The 21,161-nt window shown below is 40.0% G+C and carries 21 protein-coding genes; 7 read left to right on the plus strand and 14 right to left on the minus strand.

Annotated features, from left to right (window positions below):
- Positions 1-123: 123 nt before the first annotated feature.
- Positions 124-612 carry a pyridoxamine 5'-phosphate oxidase family protein gene (locus tag EC846_RS03605; protein WP_062847418.1) on the minus strand — a complete coding sequence of 163 codons (489 nt, stop codon included), beginning with the start codon at positions 610-612 and terminating at the stop codon, positions 124-126.
- Between the two features lie 369 nt (positions 613-981).
- Between EC846_RS03605 and EC846_RS03610 the strand changes: the two genes are divergently transcribed.
- A complete protein-coding gene (locus EC846_RS03610) occupies positions 982-1,443 on the plus strand; it encodes a hypothetical protein (protein WP_123774557.1) in 462 nt (153 codons plus the stop codon).
- A gap of 1,068 nt (positions 1,444-2,511) precedes the next feature.
- Positions 2,512-3,201, plus strand: coding sequence for a DUF2057 family protein (locus EC846_RS03615; RefSeq protein WP_123774225.1), 690 nt, complete (start codon positions 2,512-2,514; stop codon positions 3,199-3,201).
- A 92-nt stretch (positions 3,202-3,293) separates the two neighbouring features.
- Here the strand turns inward: EC846_RS03615 and EC846_RS03620 are convergent, their stop codons facing one another.
- From EC846_RS03620 to EC846_RS18430, 3 genes are read right to left on the minus strand one after another with little or no spacing between them, the layout of a single operon-like run.
- On the minus strand, positions 3,294-4,952 hold the full coding sequence (locus EC846_RS03620; protein ID WP_123774226.1) for a PepSY-associated TM helix domain-containing protein: 1,659 nt from the start codon (positions 4,950-4,952) through the stop codon (positions 3,294-3,296).
- Positions 4,953-4,954: 2 nt separating this feature from the next.
- The gene (locus tag EC846_RS03625; RefSeq protein WP_004772439.1) at positions 4,955-5,242 is read right to left on the minus strand and encodes a hypothetical protein; all 288 of its coding nucleotides are present in this window, start codon (positions 5,240-5,242) and stop codon (positions 4,955-4,957) included.
- Between the two features lies 1 nt (position 5,243).
- On the minus strand, positions 5,244-5,501 hold the full coding sequence (locus tag EC846_RS18430; protein ID WP_123774227.1) for a hypothetical protein: 258 nt from the start codon (positions 5,499-5,501) through the stop codon (positions 5,244-5,246).
- A gap of 168 nt (positions 5,502-5,669) precedes the next feature.
- Between EC846_RS18430 and EC846_RS03635 the strand changes: the two genes are divergently transcribed.
- A complete protein-coding gene (locus EC846_RS03635; RefSeq protein ID WP_123774228.1) occupies positions 5,670-7,829 on the plus strand; it encodes a TonB-dependent siderophore receptor in 2,160 nt (719 codons plus the stop codon).
- Positions 7,830-7,905: 76 nt separating this feature from the next.
- Here the strand turns inward: EC846_RS03635 and EC846_RS03640 are convergent, their stop codons facing one another.
- The 8 genes from EC846_RS03640 to EC846_RS03675 all read right to left on the minus strand — a co-directional run bounded on the left by EC846_RS03640 (position 7,906) and on the right by EC846_RS03675 (position 13,758).
- Positions 7,906-8,202, minus strand: a complete 297-nt coding sequence (locus EC846_RS03640) for a cyd operon YbgE family protein (protein WP_005257841.1) — start codon at positions 8,200-8,202, stop codon at positions 7,906-7,908.
- Positions 8,203-8,206: 4 nt separating this feature from the next.
- Positions 8,207-8,308 carry a cytochrome bd-I oxidase subunit CydX gene (cydX, locus tag EC846_RS03645; protein WP_000270276.1) on the minus strand — a complete coding sequence of 34 codons (102 nt, stop codon included), beginning with the start codon at positions 8,306-8,308 and terminating at the stop codon, positions 8,207-8,209.
- A 14-nt stretch (positions 8,309-8,322) separates the two neighbouring features.
- Entirely contained in the window at positions 8,323-9,468 is a 1,146-nt protein-coding gene (cydB, locus tag EC846_RS03650; RefSeq protein WP_004772432.1) for a cytochrome d ubiquinol oxidase subunit II, read from the minus strand.
- The gene (locus tag EC846_RS03655) at positions 9,465-11,042 is read right to left on the minus strand and encodes a cytochrome ubiquinol oxidase subunit I (protein ID WP_005241807.1); all 1,578 of its coding nucleotides are present in this window, start codon (positions 11,040-11,042) and stop codon (positions 9,465-9,467) included. Before EC846_RS03655 ends, cydB begins: the two co-directional genes overlap by 4 nt.
- A complete protein-coding gene (gene cydP, locus EC846_RS03660) occupies positions 11,042-11,233 on the minus strand; it encodes a cytochrome oxidase putative small subunit CydP (RefSeq protein WP_004653758.1) in 192 nt (63 codons plus the stop codon). Before cydP ends, EC846_RS03655 begins: the two co-directional genes overlap by 1 nt.
- 555 nt (positions 11,234-11,788) lie before the next feature.
- Positions 11,789-12,400, minus strand: coding sequence for an OB-fold-containig protein (locus EC846_RS03665; protein ID WP_171066990.1), 612 nt, complete (start codon positions 12,398-12,400; stop codon positions 11,789-11,791).
- A gap of 22 nt (positions 12,401-12,422) precedes the next feature.
- Complete coding sequence (locus tag EC846_RS03670) at positions 12,423-12,728, minus strand: Rieske (2Fe-2S) protein (RefSeq protein WP_104021878.1); 306 nt, start codon at positions 12,726-12,728, stop codon at positions 12,423-12,425.
- 16 nt (positions 12,729-12,744) lie between these two features.
- Positions 12,745-13,758 carry an adenosine kinase gene (locus EC846_RS03675; protein WP_123774229.1) on the minus strand — a complete coding sequence of 338 codons (1,014 nt, stop codon included), beginning with the start codon at positions 13,756-13,758 and terminating at the stop codon, positions 12,745-12,747.
- Between the two features lie 112 nt (positions 13,759-13,870).
- Here EC846_RS03675 and EC846_RS03680 point away from each other — a divergent pair, with 112 nt between their 5' ends.
- From EC846_RS03680 to EC846_RS03695, 4 genes are all read left to right on the plus strand, one after another.
- Positions 13,871-14,320: a GNAT family N-acetyltransferase gene (locus EC846_RS03680; protein ID WP_123774230.1), complete on the plus strand. Its 450-nt coding sequence runs from the start codon at positions 13,871-13,873 to the stop codon at positions 14,318-14,320.
- Between the two features lie 132 nt (positions 14,321-14,452).
- Positions 14,453-17,392: an insulinase family protein gene (locus EC846_RS03685; protein ID WP_123774231.1), complete on the plus strand. Its 2,940-nt coding sequence runs from the start codon at positions 14,453-14,455 to the stop codon at positions 17,390-17,392.
- Between the two features lie 20 nt (positions 17,393-17,412).
- Positions 17,413-18,579, plus strand: coding sequence for a phospholipase A (locus EC846_RS03690; protein ID WP_123774232.1), 1,167 nt, complete (start codon positions 17,413-17,415; stop codon positions 18,577-18,579).
- Entirely contained in the window at positions 18,580-19,107 is a 528-nt protein-coding gene (locus tag EC846_RS03695; RefSeq protein WP_123774233.1) for a cysteine peptidase family C39 domain-containing protein, read from the plus strand.
- Here the strand turns inward: EC846_RS03695 and EC846_RS03700 are convergent.
- Positions 19,095-20,432 (minus strand): TrkH family potassium uptake protein, encoded by a 1,338-nt coding sequence (locus tag EC846_RS03700; protein ID WP_123774234.1) that lies wholly within the window; start codon positions 20,430-20,432, stop codon positions 19,095-19,097. The two genes, EC846_RS03695 and EC846_RS03700, sit on opposite strands and share 13 nt — an antisense overlap.
- A gap of 1 nt (position 20,433) precedes the next feature.
- Positions 20,434-21,084, minus strand: coding sequence for a potassium channel family protein (locus EC846_RS03705; RefSeq protein WP_004772416.1), 651 nt, complete (start codon positions 21,082-21,084; stop codon positions 20,434-20,436).
- Positions 21,085-21,161: the final 77 nt, after the last annotated feature.

Consider the following 21,161-nt stretch of genomic DNA (forward strand, 5'->3'; position numbering starts at 1 on the left):
GCACTTTATGTGCTCTTTTTTATTGGAGTAAAAAATTTCTATTTTAAACTCATGCGCTGTTAGAGGAGCATTTCATTGAGAGAAGACAAATTAGGTGCCGTCTTATAAGAATGCTCACTAAATTTACAGGGAGATATTTTTCGTCGTGCCAAGCTCCTCAGATTCTCCTGTAATAGAAGCTTTAGCAAGTTTGAATAGGGTTGCTACTTTACCTGAACCTTTCCAATATTGAGCGCCGTTGCAGATCACACGGAGTAGTTGAATATCCGGGTCAGATTTACCATGTTCAAAGAATGCTTCATAAGCAGGAGACCAGATCTGATCAAGAATCGCAGGATCGACGACACACTCAGCGATACCATTAATCGAAACATAATCATTATTCGATATATTGCTATACCCTAAATTGACTTGGTTATTTAGCGGAATACTTTTCACAAGTTCAGAACTTTTAGAACCTAAAAACCATACGATTCCATTAAAATCAGTATCTTGGGTGGTCATTGGGACAGAGTGTAAGTGGCCTTTTTCAGAAATGAAAGTAACCATGGCAAATTTAATGCCTTTAAGTAATTGATTTAATTCTTGATATTCATTGTTTAGGTTGTTCATACCGAAGTTCTCCTACGTTTGATTTCTCAATATCCATGAAAACAAAAAAGTAGAGGGTTTCGGTTTGTGGCGCATTTGTTTTATCCATCTAGAAATGATGACTTCATGTTAATTAAATTATTAAAAAATATTTAAAAGCAGTTATTTCAATCGCTTTGGGAAGCTTGTCTTATATTTCGCGGAAAGCCATTTGTATGTTTTTAAGCCAATTAGGTCTGTGACTTACTGAAATACCAGTAACTTTAAGAGGCAGTTATGATTTGTTGGTTTAATTATAAGTTTTTGTTTTATAATGCTTAATTTGAAATGATTATGTGAAAAGTGTAAAATATACACTTGTCTTTATTTGTTTGTTTATTGGGTGGCTTGGTGAAAAAAATATTAATTCTTCTTATAAGTACGGTGATTTCTGGTTCAGTTTATAGTGCAGATGACTTATTTAATAAACCTCAATCTATATTGATTCTGCAAAACGACGAACCTCAATATCAAATCGAGAGTAGTGAACAAGTTGATTTCTTTGAGTCATTGAAGCAGCAAGAGCAAGATCGTCTAAGTCAACGGACTCAAGATTTAGAAAGCTTGAGTGAAATTCAATCAATTACTTCTAATATGAGTCCACATGACAGAGCGCAGTATTATCTTGAGCATCGACATTTGGGTGCTTTGGATGCGCATGGGCAAGAGCAGCAATTTAATTCATTACAGAAGGCCCGAAATAGAGGGATGATTTCAAACCAAGACTATCAACAAAAAATTATCAAACATAGTCCATTACCTTTAGAGCATAGAAGTAATCAGCTTAAATTATCAATTCCGATTGGAGATTAAGGCGACTGATTTCTAATGAAATTGGGTGGACAGATTCCTTTTCCACCCAAAGCTTCCGTAATAATGATATCTGACTTACATTCATTAGCTAGTTGCATAGGACAGGTTATTCGAGCTATGCATTGGCCATTAAAAGCTGAATGGCGATGCGGCCTATAGTTAGGTTTTACCCAGTGTAGATACTCTCTATGCAAGGAGCTTATCCATTTAAATTATCTATAAAAAACAAACTCAGTACTGTAGATTTGAATTGAGTATTTTTGACCATTTGGTAAAATAATAGAGTAAGGTACTGTTTTTGGGGTGCTTTATTTTACTTTTCAAGGGGTTGAAAATTATGAATATTATCAAGTTTTTAAAAAGCTTTAACACAATTGGGGCTTATCTAATCGTTGCAAGCATCGTGCTTGTCATACTTATTTTATATTTTTATTTCATTAATCCAAATTAAGTATTAATCATTGTTAAACAAAGCCACTTTCGGGTGGTTTTTTACTGCTTATATGTTCTTGCGAAAGAGACAAGATGTTTCAATGGTTACAATGTAGAAGCAATTTAAACACAATAATTACAATCGGATTGCGAATTGTTACACTTAATCTGATATAAAAATTTTAACGAGAAGAGGTTGATAATTATGAATATTTTTAAGTTTTTGAAAAGCTTTAATACGGTAGATTTTTATCTGGTTATTGCTAGTCTTATGCTGGCAGCACTTATATTTCTATTTTACTTTGTGAGCCCAAATTAACACCTAACGAAGTATTATCTGACATTTTTTATACCCTAAATTGCAATCTAAATTATTAAAAACTCAGTCAAAATCAAAAAAATAAATAATAATAGGGTTGTATTAAGGGTTTGTAGATATCAAAGAATGTTGAAATCTTTGCCCTTTTAACACTAAGTTTTAGATAAAGCTTTTTTCTTTTACTGGTTTTAAGCTGCACTTATCTTAACAAAGCTAAATTGTTGCAAGAGGCAGTTTTAACTTTTGTCATAAAATCGTCATAATCGCATTGCATAGTGCATACGGTTTCATAAATTGTTTATAACGAGAAGAGTCTAATGTCTTTAAGAGTTGGTGTTGCTGCTTTTGGGTTATTATTAAGTAGTTCAGTGTTTTCAGCAGTTACAATCACTGCACCTGAAGAAATCGTGATTCTTGCTGTAAATGGTCAAGAAGTGAATAATGGATTAATTCCTTCAAAAAAGAATAACTATCAGGTCGATCCGGGTAATTTAGTGGTTAACGTTCGTTATCGTGAATATTTTGAGCATTTGAATGGTGAGCATGACATCCTTAAGTCGGGTGTCGTCACGATTCAAGCACCGAACCTTCAAGATAATCAAACTTATACTTTAGGTTTGATCAACGCACCTAAAGATTTTGAAGCCGCAAAGAAATATGCTGATCAGCCTACGGTTGCTTTATATGATCAAAATAAAAAGCTTGTCGTTCAACAAACGGGTGCGAACAATGAAGCACAACCTTGGTTCTCTGGCAATAATTTTCTAAGCCGCACTCTGGATTTAACCCAAAAGAATAAAAACAATGTTGCCAATCAGCCAGCGCCTGTTTACTCAGGAACTGCTACACAAGCAGCGGTTGTTGCGACTGCACCTGTTGCTGTAACAACAGCAGCTCAAGTAGGTGCAACCAAGACAACCGATCAGCAAATGGCAGAATTATGGCAAAAAGCATCGAAAGCTGAACGTCAAAAATTTATGGCATGGTTAGCTGGACAAAGCAACTAAATCGCATATCAATAAAAAGGCCGATGATATCATCGGCTTTTTTACGCTTTTAAAAATAATTAGACTGTTTTATCTCTGGATCTACGAATAAGTTAGACCTGATTTTCTGTAAGAACTGAATGATCCTGTTTTTGACTAGACCAGATTGAACCTACGGGTGCACTTCGTGCTCGATCTCTTGCTTGTTGATAAAAGCGTAAAAACAGTAAAGAGAAGCATACTGCAACAATATCTATCCAGATTAAATATCCTGTTGAATGCCATAACCCTTGAATAGGAAATAGGTAAGCGAGAACAGAAGTAGTTGGAATAAGCAATAAAATCATCGCAATTGCAAAGAAGAGCTGAGGTAATGCTTTGGCTGCTCCAATTAGAAAGCTGTATAAGACACAAGCAATAAACACAAAATAGTAGCTGTACATGAATACATGGTTATGACTTTGTAATTGCATTGGTATGACGTAGGCCCAGCGTCCAGCCAGCATGCTCACAAATATTGCCAGCATACAGCCTAAACATGCGCCGATCGTAAGATTAGCAATAAACATCACATCCTTACGTTGTTGTGGAGCTGGCAGATTAGGATTTTTCTGTTTCCGTAAACGGGTTTCAATCCAAAGGATATTGCCAGAATAAAATAAATAAGCACCACCTAAACCAAAGATGAGATAAATCCAGCGAATGGAATCACCACCATAATTTCCAAAATGTAGTGCGAACATAGAACGGATCAGTGATGCAGCCGAGCTTTCTTCTGTTGATAGGGTTTTGGTTGGATAAGGTGAATCTTGATAAGGATTAAAATTCATATAATCAAAAGTATCGCCCCGTAGCATGCGATCTGGATGATAAAGTGCAACGAACGCAGAGGCCCGTTCAGGATGATCCAGCTGGTTGAAACGGATACCATCAATGCGATAATCAGGTGCAGCTTTCTGTATATTCTGGAAAATCTTTTCTACATCGAGCTGTGGTGCTGGATCAACAATTTTTACCGCAGGTGGTCGTTCAAAAAGTGGTTTGTCTTTTGAGACCAGTTGGCTGAGTGCGCCGTAGAAAATATCGTGAAAGGCAAAAACAACGACGGTAACGCTGATAATAATATGAAATGGTAAGCTAGTGATCCCGATAACATTATGAGTATCTAACCAAAAACGTTTTTTATTTTTACCTGGACGGACAGCAAAATAATCTTTGATCAATGTCGGCAATAACACGATCAGACCAGACATAATTGCAAGAAAATATAGAACTGAAACCACACCCATCACCATAACACCAGCAGTATGATGTCCCATCATGCCTGGAATGCCTGCGGTTTCATGAAGTTGTTCAATCAGCCAGCCTAATTTAGACACATTCACTTGTTGAGCAATCAACTGACCATTAGCATCGAGTGTTGCCAACATACTGGTTTGAGCAATATCAACTCCATGATGATCTTCTTCTGGCTCATGTGCTGCTTCCCATTGAATTGGCGCATTATGTCCTTCTGGTGAGCTAAAACTGAGCGTAAAGGCTTTCTTTGTCTCTGGATATTGTGCCTGCACCTGTTCAACGAGCTGGTTATATTGGTTAGGTTGAATGGCTGCTAGTTTTTGTTGAGGAGGTGTTGCCCATTGACTCAACTGATGTTGAAACATGGTTAAACCACCAGCAAAAAAACAGATAAACAGAAGAATACCTGCGCTGATTCCGACCCATGTATGAAGATTTTTACCTGTTTTAATGATATCTGCGCGAACTTTCATTTTTAACCTCGTAACCAGAATAACAGGGCATAAGCAAGCACATTCGCAATACTGAAAATCAGCATCGTTTGCCAACCTTTCGGGATGAAATAGGCAATAAAGAAAGCAAATAGCCAGAACCACGGGATCGACCACATACCTAATTGAGGTGCAATAGAGGAGTCCGAGTGTGACTTGTTGAGTAGAACGATGATTGCACCCATTGCCATGGCAAAGCTCAGTCCTAGAAAGAAACCGGCAAACGTTTTTGTCCACCAGTCTGGTTGTAATTTTTGTTTCAGCATATCCATTTTAATTTGACCTTTTCATTAGCATGAGCAGAGGAGCGAATGACCAGACTAGTGTCGCAATTGCAAGCCAGATCAAGATTGCCACGAGTAAAGGCAACGCATAAAGCAATATGCTTAAACCAATCAATAAACCGATTATGACCGTATAAAAAAAATAACGACCCAGTTGGTTTTTTAAGAAATTTTGATTGGGATGGCTGAGATAAAGACCCATACAGGATAAAAGTGTGACAGTGATCCCGATTAGTTTTAAAGTCATATGTGAAATCTGCAAATAGTAATGATAATAATTATTGTTTAAATTTTAGCAAAATTAAAGCCTATATTCAAAAACTTAATCAAATCCAAAAGGAACAAAGGAAATCTTTGTTATTGATAATCATTTGCATTTATGTAGAATGTAAAAAAATATTTTCAGGGGGAAAGAATGAAGCATCATCATTTATATACTGCGATCATGTTTGTTTTGGCTGGTCAATCTCACAATGTCGCATGGGCAAATGATTCTCGTGTGGACCAAGAGAGCAATAATGTTTTACCCACAATTCATTTAAAAGCAGAACAAGCAGATCCATCCTATACCGTAAAAAAATCAAAATCTGCGACGAAACTTGATTTATCTCTGAAAGAAACACCTCAGAGTGTCACGGTATTTACAGCACAACAAATCGAAGACCAAAACCTGAATAGTACCAATGATGTCTTGGCTCAGACTGCTGGTGTCACCATGGTTCAGTACGGACAATTGGGTGCGGGCTATAACACTTATTACTCACGAGGTTTTGCAATCACCAATGTTCAACGCGATGGAATACCAACATCAACTGCTTCTTTTGGTGGTGCAGATATGTTTGGTCTTGAAGATTCAGCACTTTATGAACGTATCGAGGTGACCAAAGGCGCTACAGGTTTGACCAGTGGATCAGGCAATCCAAGTGCCAGCATTAACTATGTACGAAAACGTCCTACAGCAGAGGTAAAAGGGTCAGTTAATGTACAGGCGGGTAATTGGGATCGGTATCGGAGTCAAATTGATGTAAGTGGTGGGCTGAATCAGGATAACTCGATTCGTGGTCGTACCGTCGCTGTTTATGAGGAAGGTGGAAATCAACAGGATCGGTTTCATCGTCAAAATGCAGTGATTTATGGGGCTTTAGATGTTGATTTAAGCGATAAAACAACGCTTACTACGGCTCTTACAGCACAACAAGTCAAAATTGATGGGGCGACGGCGCACGGTTTTCCATTTATAACGCATGATGGACAAAAGCAAGTAAGTTTTGGGAGAGAGGATAATCCTGCGGCAAACTTTACCTTTAGTGACACTGAGAAATTAAATATTTTTCTAGGCCTTGAACATCAGTTTAATGATAACTGGCAGGCAATTGCGAATTATGCATTTACCAAGGCAAGCAATAAACGTGAGTATGGCGTCGCTGGATCTGGGGGCATTACTTATGATAAGCCATATAGTGTGAATAAAACCTTAACCTTACAACCAGGGCAAATGGTGGTGACGAGTGGGCGTTTAGAAAGTACACCAGAGGTACATTCCCTAGATCTATATACATCAGGCAAGTTTCAGGCATTTGGGCACGAACATGATGTTAGTTTTGGGGTGAATGGCTATCGGATTCAATCAGATGATCCAACTTTCAACCGTTATTATGTCGTTGAAAATATTGCAGGTTGGAATGGAGCGAGTCTGAGACCTGATATAAAACAAAGTGGTCGTAACCTTGTAGATGAGCAGCAATTAGGTGCTTTTGCCGCTGCGAAATTACAATTGCTTGATCCATTAAAACTGGTATTAGGCACACGTTTTAGTAACTGGGAACGTAAAACCACGGATAATGAACAAAAACAGAATGGGGTTTTTACACCGTATGCAGGTTTAATTCTTGATCTGACGGAGAATGTATCTGCTTATAGCAGCTATACCACAATTTTTAATCCTTCTTCTCGAAAAGATAAAAATGAAAACTATCTAGATCCAGAAGAAGGCAATAGTTTTGAGGTGGGTCTAAAAGCTGATTTTTATGAAGGACGTTTGAATGCAAGTGCTGCCTATTTCTCAATGAAACAGGATAACTTCGCAATTCAGGATACCAGTGCCGGAACAGCAGAGTTGGATTTTCAGCCTTATATTGCTGTAGATGGTGCGAAAGTGAAGGGCTATGAATTGAGTCTTGCTGGTGAGGTTTTACCAGATTGGAATATTCAGGCTGGCTATACACATACTGATGCTAAAAATCAGAATGGCGAAATTCTGAATCCTATTTTACCGAAGAATACCTTTAAATTATTTACCACATATAAGCTGGATAAGATTACTTTAGGCGGTGGTGTAAATTGGCAAAGTGAAATTTATGATGCCGCTTCCGCAAAAGCTAGGGGCTTAGCTGCTCAATTGAACAGACAAGATAGTTATGCGTTAGTCAATTTGATGGGGCGTTATCAAATGACTCCAGATGTCAGTCTTGGCTTAAATGTGAATAATTTATTTGATAAAGAGTACAAGGCAAATACTACAAATACGTGGGGTGTGGCGCGTAACTTTACTGCTTCAGTGAATTTTAAGTTTTAATGACTTGATACGTCAGCCAAAATTAAAAAGCTGCCAGATCTGGCAGCTTTTTTAATGGTAGGGAAATGAAAATAACTTATTGGCCTAACCAGATAAAGTATCCAAGAACCATCAAAGGCCAGGCGATATAAGGGCTAAATAACCATTTCCATAACCAGAATCTTGGTACAAATCCAACCCCATGCACGAAGCCACCAGAAATGCCAATCATTACCAGCATCAGCAGGCTATGATTATAGTGTCCGTTTGCATCCAACATCAGCGATGGATGTACCAGTAAAATAGCAGCAAGGGGCAATGCCAACAAAAACGAAATGGTCATTGCAAGCACTTGCGCTTTACGATTCTTCGGTGTTGTCATTGCTTCAGCCATTTTATTATTCCTCATCTAAATTTTGATGATGTTCGATATACAGTGCACTGAGTACACCTGCGAAACATGCCATCAAAATGCCTAGAATCCATGCAAAATACCACATGTCACATCTCCTGATTAGTACAAACTATGTGAATTTTCTTCAATGTGTTTGTTGGTGATGACGCCCCACATTTTGTAATAAGACCAAGAGGTATAGATCAAAATGAGCGGAACGAAGATACATGCAGCAACCGTCATTACCCCGAGGGTCTTATGACTAGAAACAGCATCCCACATGGTCAAGCTTGATGTTGGATCAATGCTTGATGGTAACAAGAATGGGAACAATGCAAAACCAGCAGTCAGGATTGCACCGACAATCATTAAGCTTGTACCTGTAAAACTTGCAGCCGCTTTATGTTTGCCTGCACTGATGATGACCAATAGCGCACCTAAAATTGCAACAATAGGTGCCGCCATCGTAATCGGATAAGTTGCATAGTTATTTAACCAACCATGATTGGCATTGGTCACAACGTCTTTAGCAAGTGGGTTGAGTGCCGCATTTGTATTTACAGCAGTGGCATAGCTATAACCCGAGATATTACCAAAGAATAACCATGCACCCGCAGCCAAGAAGCACACAAGGAAGGCAATTGCCATGATTTGTGTTGCCTTGGCAGAGCGATTATGTAAATTTCCGTCCGTACGTAGCATGAGCCATGCACCACCGTGTGCACATAACATTGATAGGCTGACAATACCGCAAATCAATGCAAATGGATTCAGTAATGCAAAGAAGCTACCAGTATATTGTGAGCGTAATGTGTCATCTAGGCTAAATGGTACGCCAAGGAACAAGTTCCCGAATGCCACACCAAACACCAGCGCAGGCACCGCACCACCGATGCATAGACCCCAGTCCCAAGAAGTACGCCATTGGGTATTCTCTAACTTGGAGCGATAGTCAAATCCGACAGGTCGCAGGAACAGGGCAAATAAAACCAGTAGCAAGGCCCAGTACATTCCAGAGAAGGCAACCGCATACACCATTGGCCAAGCTGCAAATAAAGCACCACCTGCGGTAATGAACCAGACTTGGTTACCATCCCAGTGCGGTGCAATCGTATTGATTGCAGCACGGCGTTCAGAATCGGTTTTACCCACGAATGGCATCAGTGCCATTGAGCCCATATCGAAACCGTCGGTGAGGGCAAAGCCAATCAGTAGAACACCGACCAATACCCACCAGATAATTTTTAGGAGTTCATATTCGATCATGACTGAGCCTCCCCAGCTTTTGCTTCGAGTTTTTCGAAGTGATATTTACCAGTATGTAACGAGCTTGGACCTAAACGCGCAAATTTGATCATTAAGTACATTTCGATAATCAGTAGTACGGTATAGAACGCAGCTAATGCAATGATTGAACCCCATACATCGCCTGTACTCACACTTGAAGCAGACAAATGTGTTGGTAAGATTTCACCAATTGACCACGGTTGACGACCACCTTCAGCCACATACCAACCTGTTTGAGCAGCAATCCATGGGAGAGGGAGAGCAAACAAAGCAAATTTGAGTAACCACGGTTTATCTTCGGCATTACGTTTTGCCACTGACCATGTTGCAAGAAGGAATAGCAATAACATCAGGAAGCCAGAAGCCACCATTGCACGGAATGAGAAGAATAGAGCCGCTACATTTGGAATGGTGTCTTTAGTTGCCGCCTGAATATGTTCTTCAGTTGCATCAACCACATTTGGAGAATATTTTTTCAAGAGTAGGCCATAACCTAAGTCTTTCTGATTTTTCTCAAATGAAGCCAATAAGTCTGGAGAACGGTCACCTGCACGAAGTTTTTCCAACTCGCTATAAGCCACCATACCGTTACGGATACGCACTTCATGTTCTTTCATCAAGTCACGTAAACCAGTCACTTCTTTGTCTGTAGAGCGCGTTGCAATAATCCCCATCACATAAGGAATTTTAATCGCATAGTCGGTACGCATTTCCTGCTGATTTGGGAGACCAAATAAGGTAAATGCAGCAGGCGCAGGTTCGGTATGCCATTCAGCTTCGATTGCAGCAAGTTTGGTTTTTTGAACATCACCGAGTTCATAACCTGATTCATCACCAAGCAAAATCACAGAAAGTGTTGAAGCTAAACCGAAGATGGCAGCAATTGCGAATGAACGACGCGCAAACGGTAAGTCACGTTTCTTTAATAGATAGTAGCTTGAGATCGCAAGAACGAAGATCGCACCTGTGACATAACCCGCAGAAACCGTATGCACAAACTTTACCTGAGCAACAGGGTTGAAGATCAATGCACCGAAGTCAACCAGTTCCATACGCATGGTTTCGTAGTTAAATGCAGCACCAACTGGGTTTTGCATCCAACCGTTTGCGATCAGAATCCACAAGGCAGACATATTCGAACCAATTGCGACTAACCACGTCACGCCTAAATGCTGGACTTTAGACAGGCGATCCCATCCAAAGAAGAACAAACCGATAAAGGTTGATTCAAGGAAGAATGCCATCAAACCTTCAATGGCAAGTGGCGCCCCGAAAATATCGCCTACATAGTGGGAATAATAGGCCCAGTTGGTACCAAACTGGAATTCCATGGTTAAACCAGTGGTTACACCTAGGGCAAAGTTAATCCCGAAGAGTTTCCCCCAGAATTTGGTCATGTCCTTATAGATTTCTTTACCAGAAATCACATACGTGGTTTCCATAATGGCAAGAATAAAAGCCAGACCTAAAGTTAGAGGGACGAAAAGAAAGTGATACATTGCGGTCATTGCAAATTGGAACCGCGAAAGATCGACCACGCTTTCAGAAATCATCAACGTGTCTCCTGAGTTTTGGACATGTCACCAGCAATACGCTCGGCAACTTCATTGTTAAAATCTTTTGGAATCGTTGGGGCATCAAACCAGATGTGTTTAATCACCAAGAGAAGTGCAACTTTAATAATAAGAATAATCGTGATTTCTCGGATGAGCCGCCGATTTGGATCTTGAGAACTTGTGTTCATAGAACTTAGCCTCATACACATTTTTAAAAGATGTAAAACATTATTAAATAAAAACCATTGAAAATAAACCTTTAGGGTTTTTAATATATTTAATTTAAAATAATTTATATAAAACAGTAGCTTGATTTTATTTATGGTTAAAATTTAAAATAATGATTTTATCCAACTAAAATAATATGAATTATTTTTTAAATCTGATTAAAACAGTTGTATTTATGATTTTAAATCTGATTAAAAAGCTCTGGTTTAAAATGAGTTAAATAAATATTAAACCAACTAAAATAGTATGGATATAAAATATATAATATATACAGTGGGTTATCATTTTAATTACATATCAAAATTATTTTTAGAATGAAATGCTGATAAAACCAAGTATTTAGGTAGAGTTTATTTGTAGAAATGTGACGAACATCACTTTTGTGTTTTACAGTATTTCTAGATCACGAATCACTTCAGAAGGGAAGATATAAAACCCCTATTTTTATTGTGTACTTTTGTAACATTGTGTTTATTTTGGACTTGGAGATCGAGTTTAGCGGCTTTTGATCGGTTTTAATCTGGGGTAAACAGGTTATTTGAAAGAGAAATCTTTTTTGCAAGATAGTGTGAATTGGATTTTTGGCTAATCAACAGGACTTGTGATTGTAGTTCCAGTTCGCCATATTCTGGTTCAACTTGTACATAGTACAGTTGCCCAAACTCATCACGAACACGCGCCTGAGCAGAAAAACCTGGACGGGCATTTCCCGTTGAAATTGTTGCTAGCCGCCCAACCAGATTGGTATGCGTATGAATGACTTTGGGTTTAATTACCTGATCCAGACAGTGAATCATAAAGACAGTAAAGAAAATGTCGATGATCAAAGCAGGAACAAATAAATAATATGGAGAAATAAAGTAATGCTGTAAGGCAAAGAACGAAAGCTCAAGAAAATAGCCCGCAAAACTAAAGTTGATGAGCAAGAAAACAAAAATCAGATATTTGGAAAACTTTACATCTACTAAAGGCGAGTTCAGTAACCATTCTGGGGCCAGTTTCTTCACCAGATGGCTTGGACGTAAGCCAATAAAAATACCAATGGTTTCTGCAATGCTAAGCACGATCAAAGCGACTACGCTCATATGGAATGGCATAAGGTAGTAGTTGAGGAAAAACTCAGTCATTGCAGAATTCATGATTTAAGCATCAATCGATATAGATACCACCATCTGAGTGAACTTCCAGATTTACTTTTTCAAGGAATTCACCCAGACACGGGCCTGAAATACATTCGCCAGTTTCAACAGAAAATAGGGCGCCGTGAGTAGAACATTGAATATATTCGCGATCCTGATCGAGAAACTGATTTTCCAAGAACTCAAGTTCTGTCTGCAAATGCGGGCAAACATTCTGATAGGCATAAAAGCTGCCATCTTTTTGAGTAATAAAAATAGTTGTCCCTTTCATCGTATCGTATGCACGAGACTCACGCTCAGGGACTTCTTCAGTCATGCAAATCTTTTCCATGTTAAGCACATTCCTGTTGAGCTTTTTTAAATTTTTCCAAGAGTTCTGCGTAGTTTTCGACACTTAAACGTGGGCCGAATTGTGCAACAACTTCGCTAGAGATTAAAATAGCAAGTTGAGCGGCTGCTTCCAAGCTTAAACCTGCATTAATTGCATACAGGAATGCGCCAGCAAATGCATCGCCAGCACCATTGGTATCGACAGCTTCAACTACGCGGCCATTCACATGGAACTGGTGAGCTTCATTTACGATGACAGCACCTTTAGCACCTTGTGTGATCACAATGTGCTGGTTTTTTAGTTTCAGCGTTTCAATTGCAGCTTCAAGATTTTCTGTATTGGTAAACATGAGTGCTTCCTGTTCGTTACAGAAAAGCAAGTCAACGCCATCATCGAGCAGTTCTTCTAAACCTGAGCGAGCATATTGCACCATTGCAGGGTCAGAAAGAGAAAGGGCAATTTTAACACCGTGTGCTTTAGCTAGTTCTCGTGCCTGTTTAACCGCTACGCGTGCAGTATCACTTGTAGATAAATAACCTTCGATATATAACCATTTCGCTGTTTTTAATGGTTCAAAGTCAATTTGTTCAGCTGTCAATTCAGCGGTAATACCGAGATAGGTTTGCATGGTACGTTCAGAGTCTGGACTAATTAGTACCATGCAGGTACCTGTCACACCTTCGCTGATTGATTGGGTTGCTGTTTTAATTCCGGCTTCGTTTAAGCCGGTTAAATAGATTGAGCCAAGTTCATCGTTACCTACACGGCAACCATAAAATGCAGTACCACCTAGAGCACTGAAAGCAACGCTTGTATTCGCTGCTGAACCGCCACTGGCTTGGCCTTTGTAGCTTTGGGTAGTTTGTAATTTTTGATATAAATCTGCCTGTGTTTCGCCATCTGCTAATTGCATAGTACCTTTTTGCAAAGCTTGTTCTACTAAAAACTCATTGGAAACTTTAAATTCCTGGTCAATGAGTGCATTACCAATTGCAAAAAGATCAACAGTTGCCATGTTTGTCATCACAGTAAAAATCAAAAAGCAAAGTTTACACCAATGCTCAGGATTACAATAGTTTGTTGAAAAAAATTCAGCTGTTTATACGCGGGAAATTCAGGACAAAGACATGGATTTTTTACAAAGATTAAGAATAGAACGAGTTTTAACGCTACCAACTGATCTGAATATGCTGATTGAATTGTCTGAACGAGAAGGGTTCCAGTTTTTAAAAAGACTTAAGCACGAATTTGAAACGGGCAAAAAGCGTTTTGATCAATATGGAGAAGGCTTATTTGCAGTATATAAAGATCAGAATCTGATTGCAGTAGGTGGCGTTAGTCAGGATCCTTTCGATCAAACTGGAAAAATGGGCAGACTACGCCGTTTTTATATTCATCCTGATTGTCGTCAAAAAACAGTGGGTGCATATTTATTGAAGTATATCGAGCAGTATGCCCAAACTTATTTTGAGCAGTTGTGTTTATATACCGATACTAAAAATGCGGCGAATTTCTACCAACGTATGGAATATGAAAGTGTAGATTGGGGGCACAGTAATTTCCGGAAAGTTTTTTAATCAACTGTGTTCTGATTAGCCGCTGCATTTTTCTACAAAAATAGAGTAATTTACATGGATATCGATACGTATTCTTCGGTAGACTCTCTATAATCAATCGTAATGATTTAATAGAGATAAATTGGAGATCACATGACTGTAGATGTTACTGAAAGCATTACTCAAACTATTCATCCCGCGTTTCAGCTATTACGTCAACACCATGTAGAAGCACTCGATATTCAAGTTTCAGAATATAAGCATAAAGTGACTGGTGCTGTTCACTATCACTTGGCGACCAGTCATGATGAAAATGTGTTTCTGGTTGCCTTTAGAACTCAGCCTATGGATTCCAAAGGCGCTGCACATATTTTAGAACATACCGCGTTGTGTGGTTCTGAGAAGTTTCCTGTACGTGATCCGTTTTTCCTGATGATCCGTCGTTCCCTCAATACGTTTATGAATGCTTTTACTGCCGCCGACTGGACAGCCTATCCATTTGCGACACAAAACAAAAAAGATTTTCAAAACTTACTGTCTGTTTATTTGGACGCTGCATTTGCTGCCAATCTGAATCCTTTAGACTTTGCTCAGGAAGGGATCCGTATTGAGCTTGAAAATGATCAGGCGGTGTATAAAGGCGTTGTCTTTAATGAAATGAAAGGTGCGATGAGCTCTCCAACGGATCAGCTTTATCATCAACTTGCACATCATTTGTTCCCAGAAACAACTTATCACTACAACTCTGGTGGCGATCCAAAAGACATTCCAGATTTAAGCTATGAGCAACTGGTTGATTTCTATAAAACGCATTATCACCCAAGTAATGCGGTATTTATGACTTTTGGAAATCAAAGTGCATATGACTTGCAAGAACAGTTTGAGAAACTAGCTCTACACAAGTTCTCTCAAGGTACGACTTTATACTCAAAACCTGAGAAACGCTTAACTGCACCAGTCGAAGTGACTGAAAGCTATGCGGTTGATAGCGAAGATTTGAAAGATAAAACTTATCATGTAATGTCATGGTTATTGCCACAAACCAGCGATACCAAACTCCGTCTAGGTATGCGTTTGGTTGAGGGGATTCTATTAGAGAATTCGGCTTCACCTTTACGTCACTATTTGGAAACCTGTGGTTATGCACAGTCAACAGGCCCACTCATGGGGGTTGATGACAGCAACTTTGAAATGACCTTCTATTGTGGTGTTCAAGGTTCAAATGCTGAACATGCAGAAACATTTAAAAATGGCATTCTGGATATTCTGAAAGATGTGGCTTCTAAGCCAGTAGATGCCGATTTTGTTGATGCTATTCTTCATCAAATTGAATTACATCAACGTGAAATTAATGGCGATGGTACACCGTATGGTTTAAGCCTGATTTTAAATGGTTTAGGTAGTGCCATTCATCATAGTGATCCGATTCATGTCTGGGACGTGGACTCTGCGATTGAGCAAGTGAAAGAAGAGTTGAAAGACCCGATGTGGTTGTCAAACCTGATTCAAACTCACTTGTTAGATAATCCGCATCGTGTACAAATGACTTTGGTCCCTGATGCAACCAAATCGGTGAAAGAGCAGCAAGCAGAACAGGCGCGTCTGGCTGACATTACGGCCAGTTTAACCGATGCGCAGAAAATCGAGATTGAAGAAAAAACTGCAGCCTTAAAGCAGCGTCAGGATACGCCTGATAATCTTGAGTTATTACCAAAAGTTGGTTTAGAAGATGTACCTGCCGAGTTGCAGATTGTTCAAGGTCAGTTGCGCGAAATTATCTGTAATCGTTTAGATACGCCGTTAAATTTATACCATGCAGGCACCAATGGTATTTACTATCAACAAGTGTTGATTCAGATTCCTGACGAGATTGTTCAATCACCTTACTTCAATTTACTTTCGATTCTGATGGGTGAAGTCGGCGCTGGAGAATATGATTATCTTGAATTCCAGCAGATTCAGACAGCCGTCAGTGGTGGTTTGGGTATGGGGGCATCGTTGCGTAGTAAGGTAGATGATAAAGACCGTATCAGCGCATGGCTGACTTTAACCACCAAATCGTTGACACAAAAACTGGATGCGATTCAATTATTGAAATTGGCGTTTGAGCAACTACGCTTTGATGAGAAAGATCGCATTATTGAACTGTTACAGCAACGTAAAACGCGTTGGCAGTCACGTTTGTCAGGTTCTGGTCATAGCTATGCGATGCAGGCTGCATCTCGTCAAATGAGTGCTTTGGCGCGCCGTGATTATCACAACACAGGCTTGGGCGCATTGAACTGGTTAACCGAGTTGGTCAATAAAATTGATCAGGATGATGCAGCTTATCAAGCGTTAATTGGCGAGTTACAGTCGATTCATCGTAAATTACTACAAGCGCCTAAACAATTCTTATTGGTTTGTGAAGAACATCAATCGGATCGTTTAGTTGAAGAAGTTCAAAATGTCTGGGATAAGCTGGCTGTTGATGAAACACCTGTTCAATTAACGCAAGTCGAACCTGTGAATACTTCAGATGATGAAGCGTGGTTAATTCAAGCCAATGTACAATTCTGTGCATCTGCTTACCAAGCAGTCGATGTAGCACATCCAGATGCAGCACCTTTGATGGTGTTGGCGGCTTATTTACGAAATGGTTTCTTGCATAGTGCCATTCGTGAAAAAGGCGGTGCGTATGGCGGTGGTGCAAGCTATGATGGTAATGCGTGTTCGTTCCGTTTCTATAGCTATCGTGATCCACGTTTAGCAGAAACATTCAATGATTTTGAAGCTAGTGTGCAATGGTTATTGAATACCGAGCAACAGCCACATCAACTTGAAGAAGCTATTCTTGGTTTGGTCGCGAGTATGGATAAACCGGGTTCTCCAGCGGGTGAGGCGATTACTGCATGTTATGCATTGCTACATGTACGTACACCAAAATTCCGTAAGATTCTGCGTGAACGTTTGCTCAATGTGAATCTGGACGATTTACAACGCGTTGCCAAGCAGTATTTATTGGCTCAAAAACCTGTGAAAGCGGTCGTTGCGCCATTTGCGAAACGCGAAGAATTGCAGAAACTTGGATTTAGCATCAAGCAAGTCAATTAAAAGAAAAATTGGAGAATTCTATGGCGTTCAAATCTTTTGAACGTAGTTATCTGGAGCTGAGTGTCTTGACGATACTTGGCTTAACTACGTCGTTGGCACATGCGCAAGCGACCGCACCAGCCAGTCCAGCTACAGCGGATGCATGTGTGGCTTTAGCCTCAAATGCTGAGCGTTTAGCTTGTTATGATGCGATTTTTAAAGCACCTGCTGTAATTCAGTCACAAGTGCAGACGCCAGAACCTGTGGTCGCCGTAGCGGCCGTACCAGTGGTAGCCAGTACTGAAAAAGCTCAACCAGAATCTTTGAAAGATAAAGTGGTTCAAAAGGTAAGTGATCTGCATATTCTTGGTACTGCGCCCAAGTTTGACCCAAATGTTTCTTTACTGGATCGCCGTTGGGAGCTATCAGAAGACAGTAAGTTAGGTACATGGAATATCCGCGCTTATCAACCTGTCTATTTGCTGCCTGTGTTCTGGACAAGTGACAAGAATGAGTTTCCGAGCAGTCCGAACCCTGAAAATACGGTTAAAGACAAGCAAGAGCTGACCTCGAGCGAAGCCAAGTTCCAGATCTCATTTAAGACCAAGGCTTGGGAAAATATTTTTGGCGAGAATGGTGACCTGTGGTTGGGTTATACCCAGTCTTCACGCTGGCAAGTCTATAACTCGGATGAGTCTCGACCTTTCCGTGAAACGAATTACGAGCCTGAAGCGAGCTTAATGTTTAGAACCAATTATGAAGTTTTGGGGCTGAATGCGCGCTTACTTGGTGTGACGTTGAACCACCAATCAAATGGTCGTTCTGATCCGCTATCGAGAAGCTGGAACCGTGTTATCTTTAATCTTGGCTTCGAGAAAGATAATTTCGCCTTGATGCTGCGTCCGTGGTATCGCGTTGAGGAAGATGCTAAAGATGACAATAACCCGGATATTAAAGATTATGTAGGCCGCGGTGATTTAACCGCATTTTACCGCAAAGGTGATCACGATTTTTCATTGATGCTACGTCATTCCTTGAAAGGTGGGGATCGTTCACACGGCGCGGTTCAGTTTGACTGGGCATTCCCAATTACGGGTAAATTGCGTGGACACTTGCAACTGTTTGATGGTTATGGTGAAAGCCTGATTGATTACAACCATCGTGCGACCTACGCAGGCTTGGGCGTATCATTGATGAACTGGTATTAAATGAGTTTAAATATTCCAGAATCATTATTACAGTTAGATGCAAATTGTGGGGTGTTCGCACTGTGGCTCATCTTAAAGCAATATCAAACCCATATTGATATTGCTGATCTGATCCAGTTGTGTCGCCATGATCGTAAAGATGGCACATTCACGATTGCTCTGGCTGTAGCCATGAAGAAATTAGGCTATACCGTTTCATTTTATACAGCACCTGATCCGAATATCGATGACAATGAAAAGCAGTGTTATCGCGAAGCGGAAGGTCTGCAGATTCCTGTTGAAGCTGCTTTAACCTATGCTGAGATTCAGCACGCTTTTGAAAGTGGCAATTTTGTGATTGTGTTTTATGACACCTTGCAAGGAATGGGGAACCAGTCCTTGCTTTATTCAATTGATGAACAGGAAGTGAGTTTCTGTGATCATTTTGATGTGATGTCTAAAGCTGTATTTGAACAACAACGCCAAGCTGATGGAGTCTGCCAACAAGTGATTGTGATTGAGCAGCCTTCCAGTTTTCATCCAATCTGAATGTTGGCATTGGCGTGTTTTAAACGGCTCTTTTTCGGTGTTGCAATTAAATAGGCAAGCGTTAAAGGGCCGAGTCGACCTGTAAACATCAGTACGCTAAGGACAAATAAACTGCCGTCATGTAATTGGCTTGTGGCGCCACGCGATAAACCGACAGTACAGGCGGCAGAAACCACCTCAAACATCAAGTCCATCACATCCAGTTTGGGTTCGAGCAGCAGAATAATAAAGCAACCGACAAAGACTAACATGCCTGTAATCGCTGTCACGGCAAGGGCTTTATAGGTTGTTTCTGCTGAAACTGAATGATTAAAAATACGGATTTCTTCATTTCGCCGTAAAAAAGAAATCACACACAGCAACAAGATCACAAATGTACCGACCTTAATGCCACCCGCAGTACTGAGAGAGCCACCGCCAATAAACATTAACAGCATGGTGAGTAAGGCTGTACTATGTTCCATCGCACCTGTATCAATCGTATTAAATCCAGAGGATCGAGGAACCGTGGCCTGAAACCATGCATTCATGGCCTGTTCACCTAAACTCATTGAACCGAGCGTCAGTGGATTATTTGACTCTAATAACCAGATCAAGATAAAGGCGACCAGATTCAAAATCGCAATGGTACTGAGGATGAGCTTGCTGTTTGGCGTCAGTTTGCTCCAGCGCTTATTTTGTTTGACATCGATCAGCACCAGAAAACCAATTCCACCCAAGGTATAGAGCAGGCTAATGGTTAGACAGATCAGATAGTGGCTCTGAAAATTGATCAGACTATTGTCGAACAAGGAAAAGCCTGCATTATTAAAGGCAGAAACGCTATAGAAGATGGCGTAATAAAGCCCGCGGCCAAAGCCATAAATCGGGGCAAATGAGGCAGTTAATATCACAACGCCGATCAGTTCAAAGAACAGGGTATAGAGCACAACGCCTTTGGCGACGAAGGTGACTTTGGATAGGCTGGTTTGCCCAAGGCTATCCTGAGCCATCATTTGCTGTTTAAGACCCAACTTAGGTGCCAGACTCAAGGCTGCCAATATGGCAAAGGTCATAAAACCCAAACCACCCGATTGAATCAATAACAGGATAATAAACTGCCCCAAATGATTGAATGACTCATTTAGATTAACCACGGATAAGCCAGTAATGGTGACGGCTGATGTTGCAGTGAACAATGCATCCATCCAGCTCACGTTACCTTTATTGGCAATCGGCAGTTTCAGTAATAATGTCCCGATGACAATAAAACTTAAAAAACCAATCGCCAGCAAAGAAGGAGGACTTAGGTTAAAAATCTTTTGGGAGTTTATTTTTAATGCCATGTTATGCGAAACATCCTGAAAGTTTTCTGAGATGGCTAAGCGAACCTTCCAAAATCAGTACATCATCTGTTTGTAAGGTAAAATTAGGATCGGTTTCATAAAAAATCTGCTGATCACGTTTAAGCAATAACAGTTTAATATTTGGCTCTTGCTTTAAAATACCTGACAAATTGATATTGTTCAGTTTCTCATTAACGGGAACCTTGACGATGTAATGATCATCATCCAGTGCCATATAACGACTCACCATTGGGTAGTTCAGTGCTTGCGCTACACGGACACCCATATCTTCTTCAGGATGGATAATCTTGCTGACATTTAAATGAGAAAGGATGGTGTGATGTGCTTTGGTTTTGGCTTTCACCAGAATCTTCTCAACACCTAAATTCTTTAGGTTTAGCACACAGAGAATACTGGCTTCAATATCTTCGCCAATCGCAACAATAACCGCATCACAATTCTGGATGTTCAGCTCTTCAAGAACGTGCTCATCTGTTGCATCGGCAATCACTGCATGCGTAATACGATCAGCTAGATTTTCTACATTGCGCTTGATGGTATCAATTCCGATGACATCATGATTCAGTTTGGTCAGCTCTAATGCAACAGTTGCCCCAAAACTACCTAAACCAATGACTGCAAACTGTGCCATAACTGTCCTTAACTAAATGATAAAAATATCTTTTTACTCATTTTAAAATGGAATAATTTTCTGTTTGTAATGATTTT

Origin of the sequence: Acinetobacter sp. BIGb0102, from assembly GCF_003815055.1 — a bacterium.
GTDB classification, from domain to species: Bacteria; Pseudomonadota; Gammaproteobacteria; order Pseudomonadales; family Moraxellaceae; genus Acinetobacter; species Acinetobacter vivianii.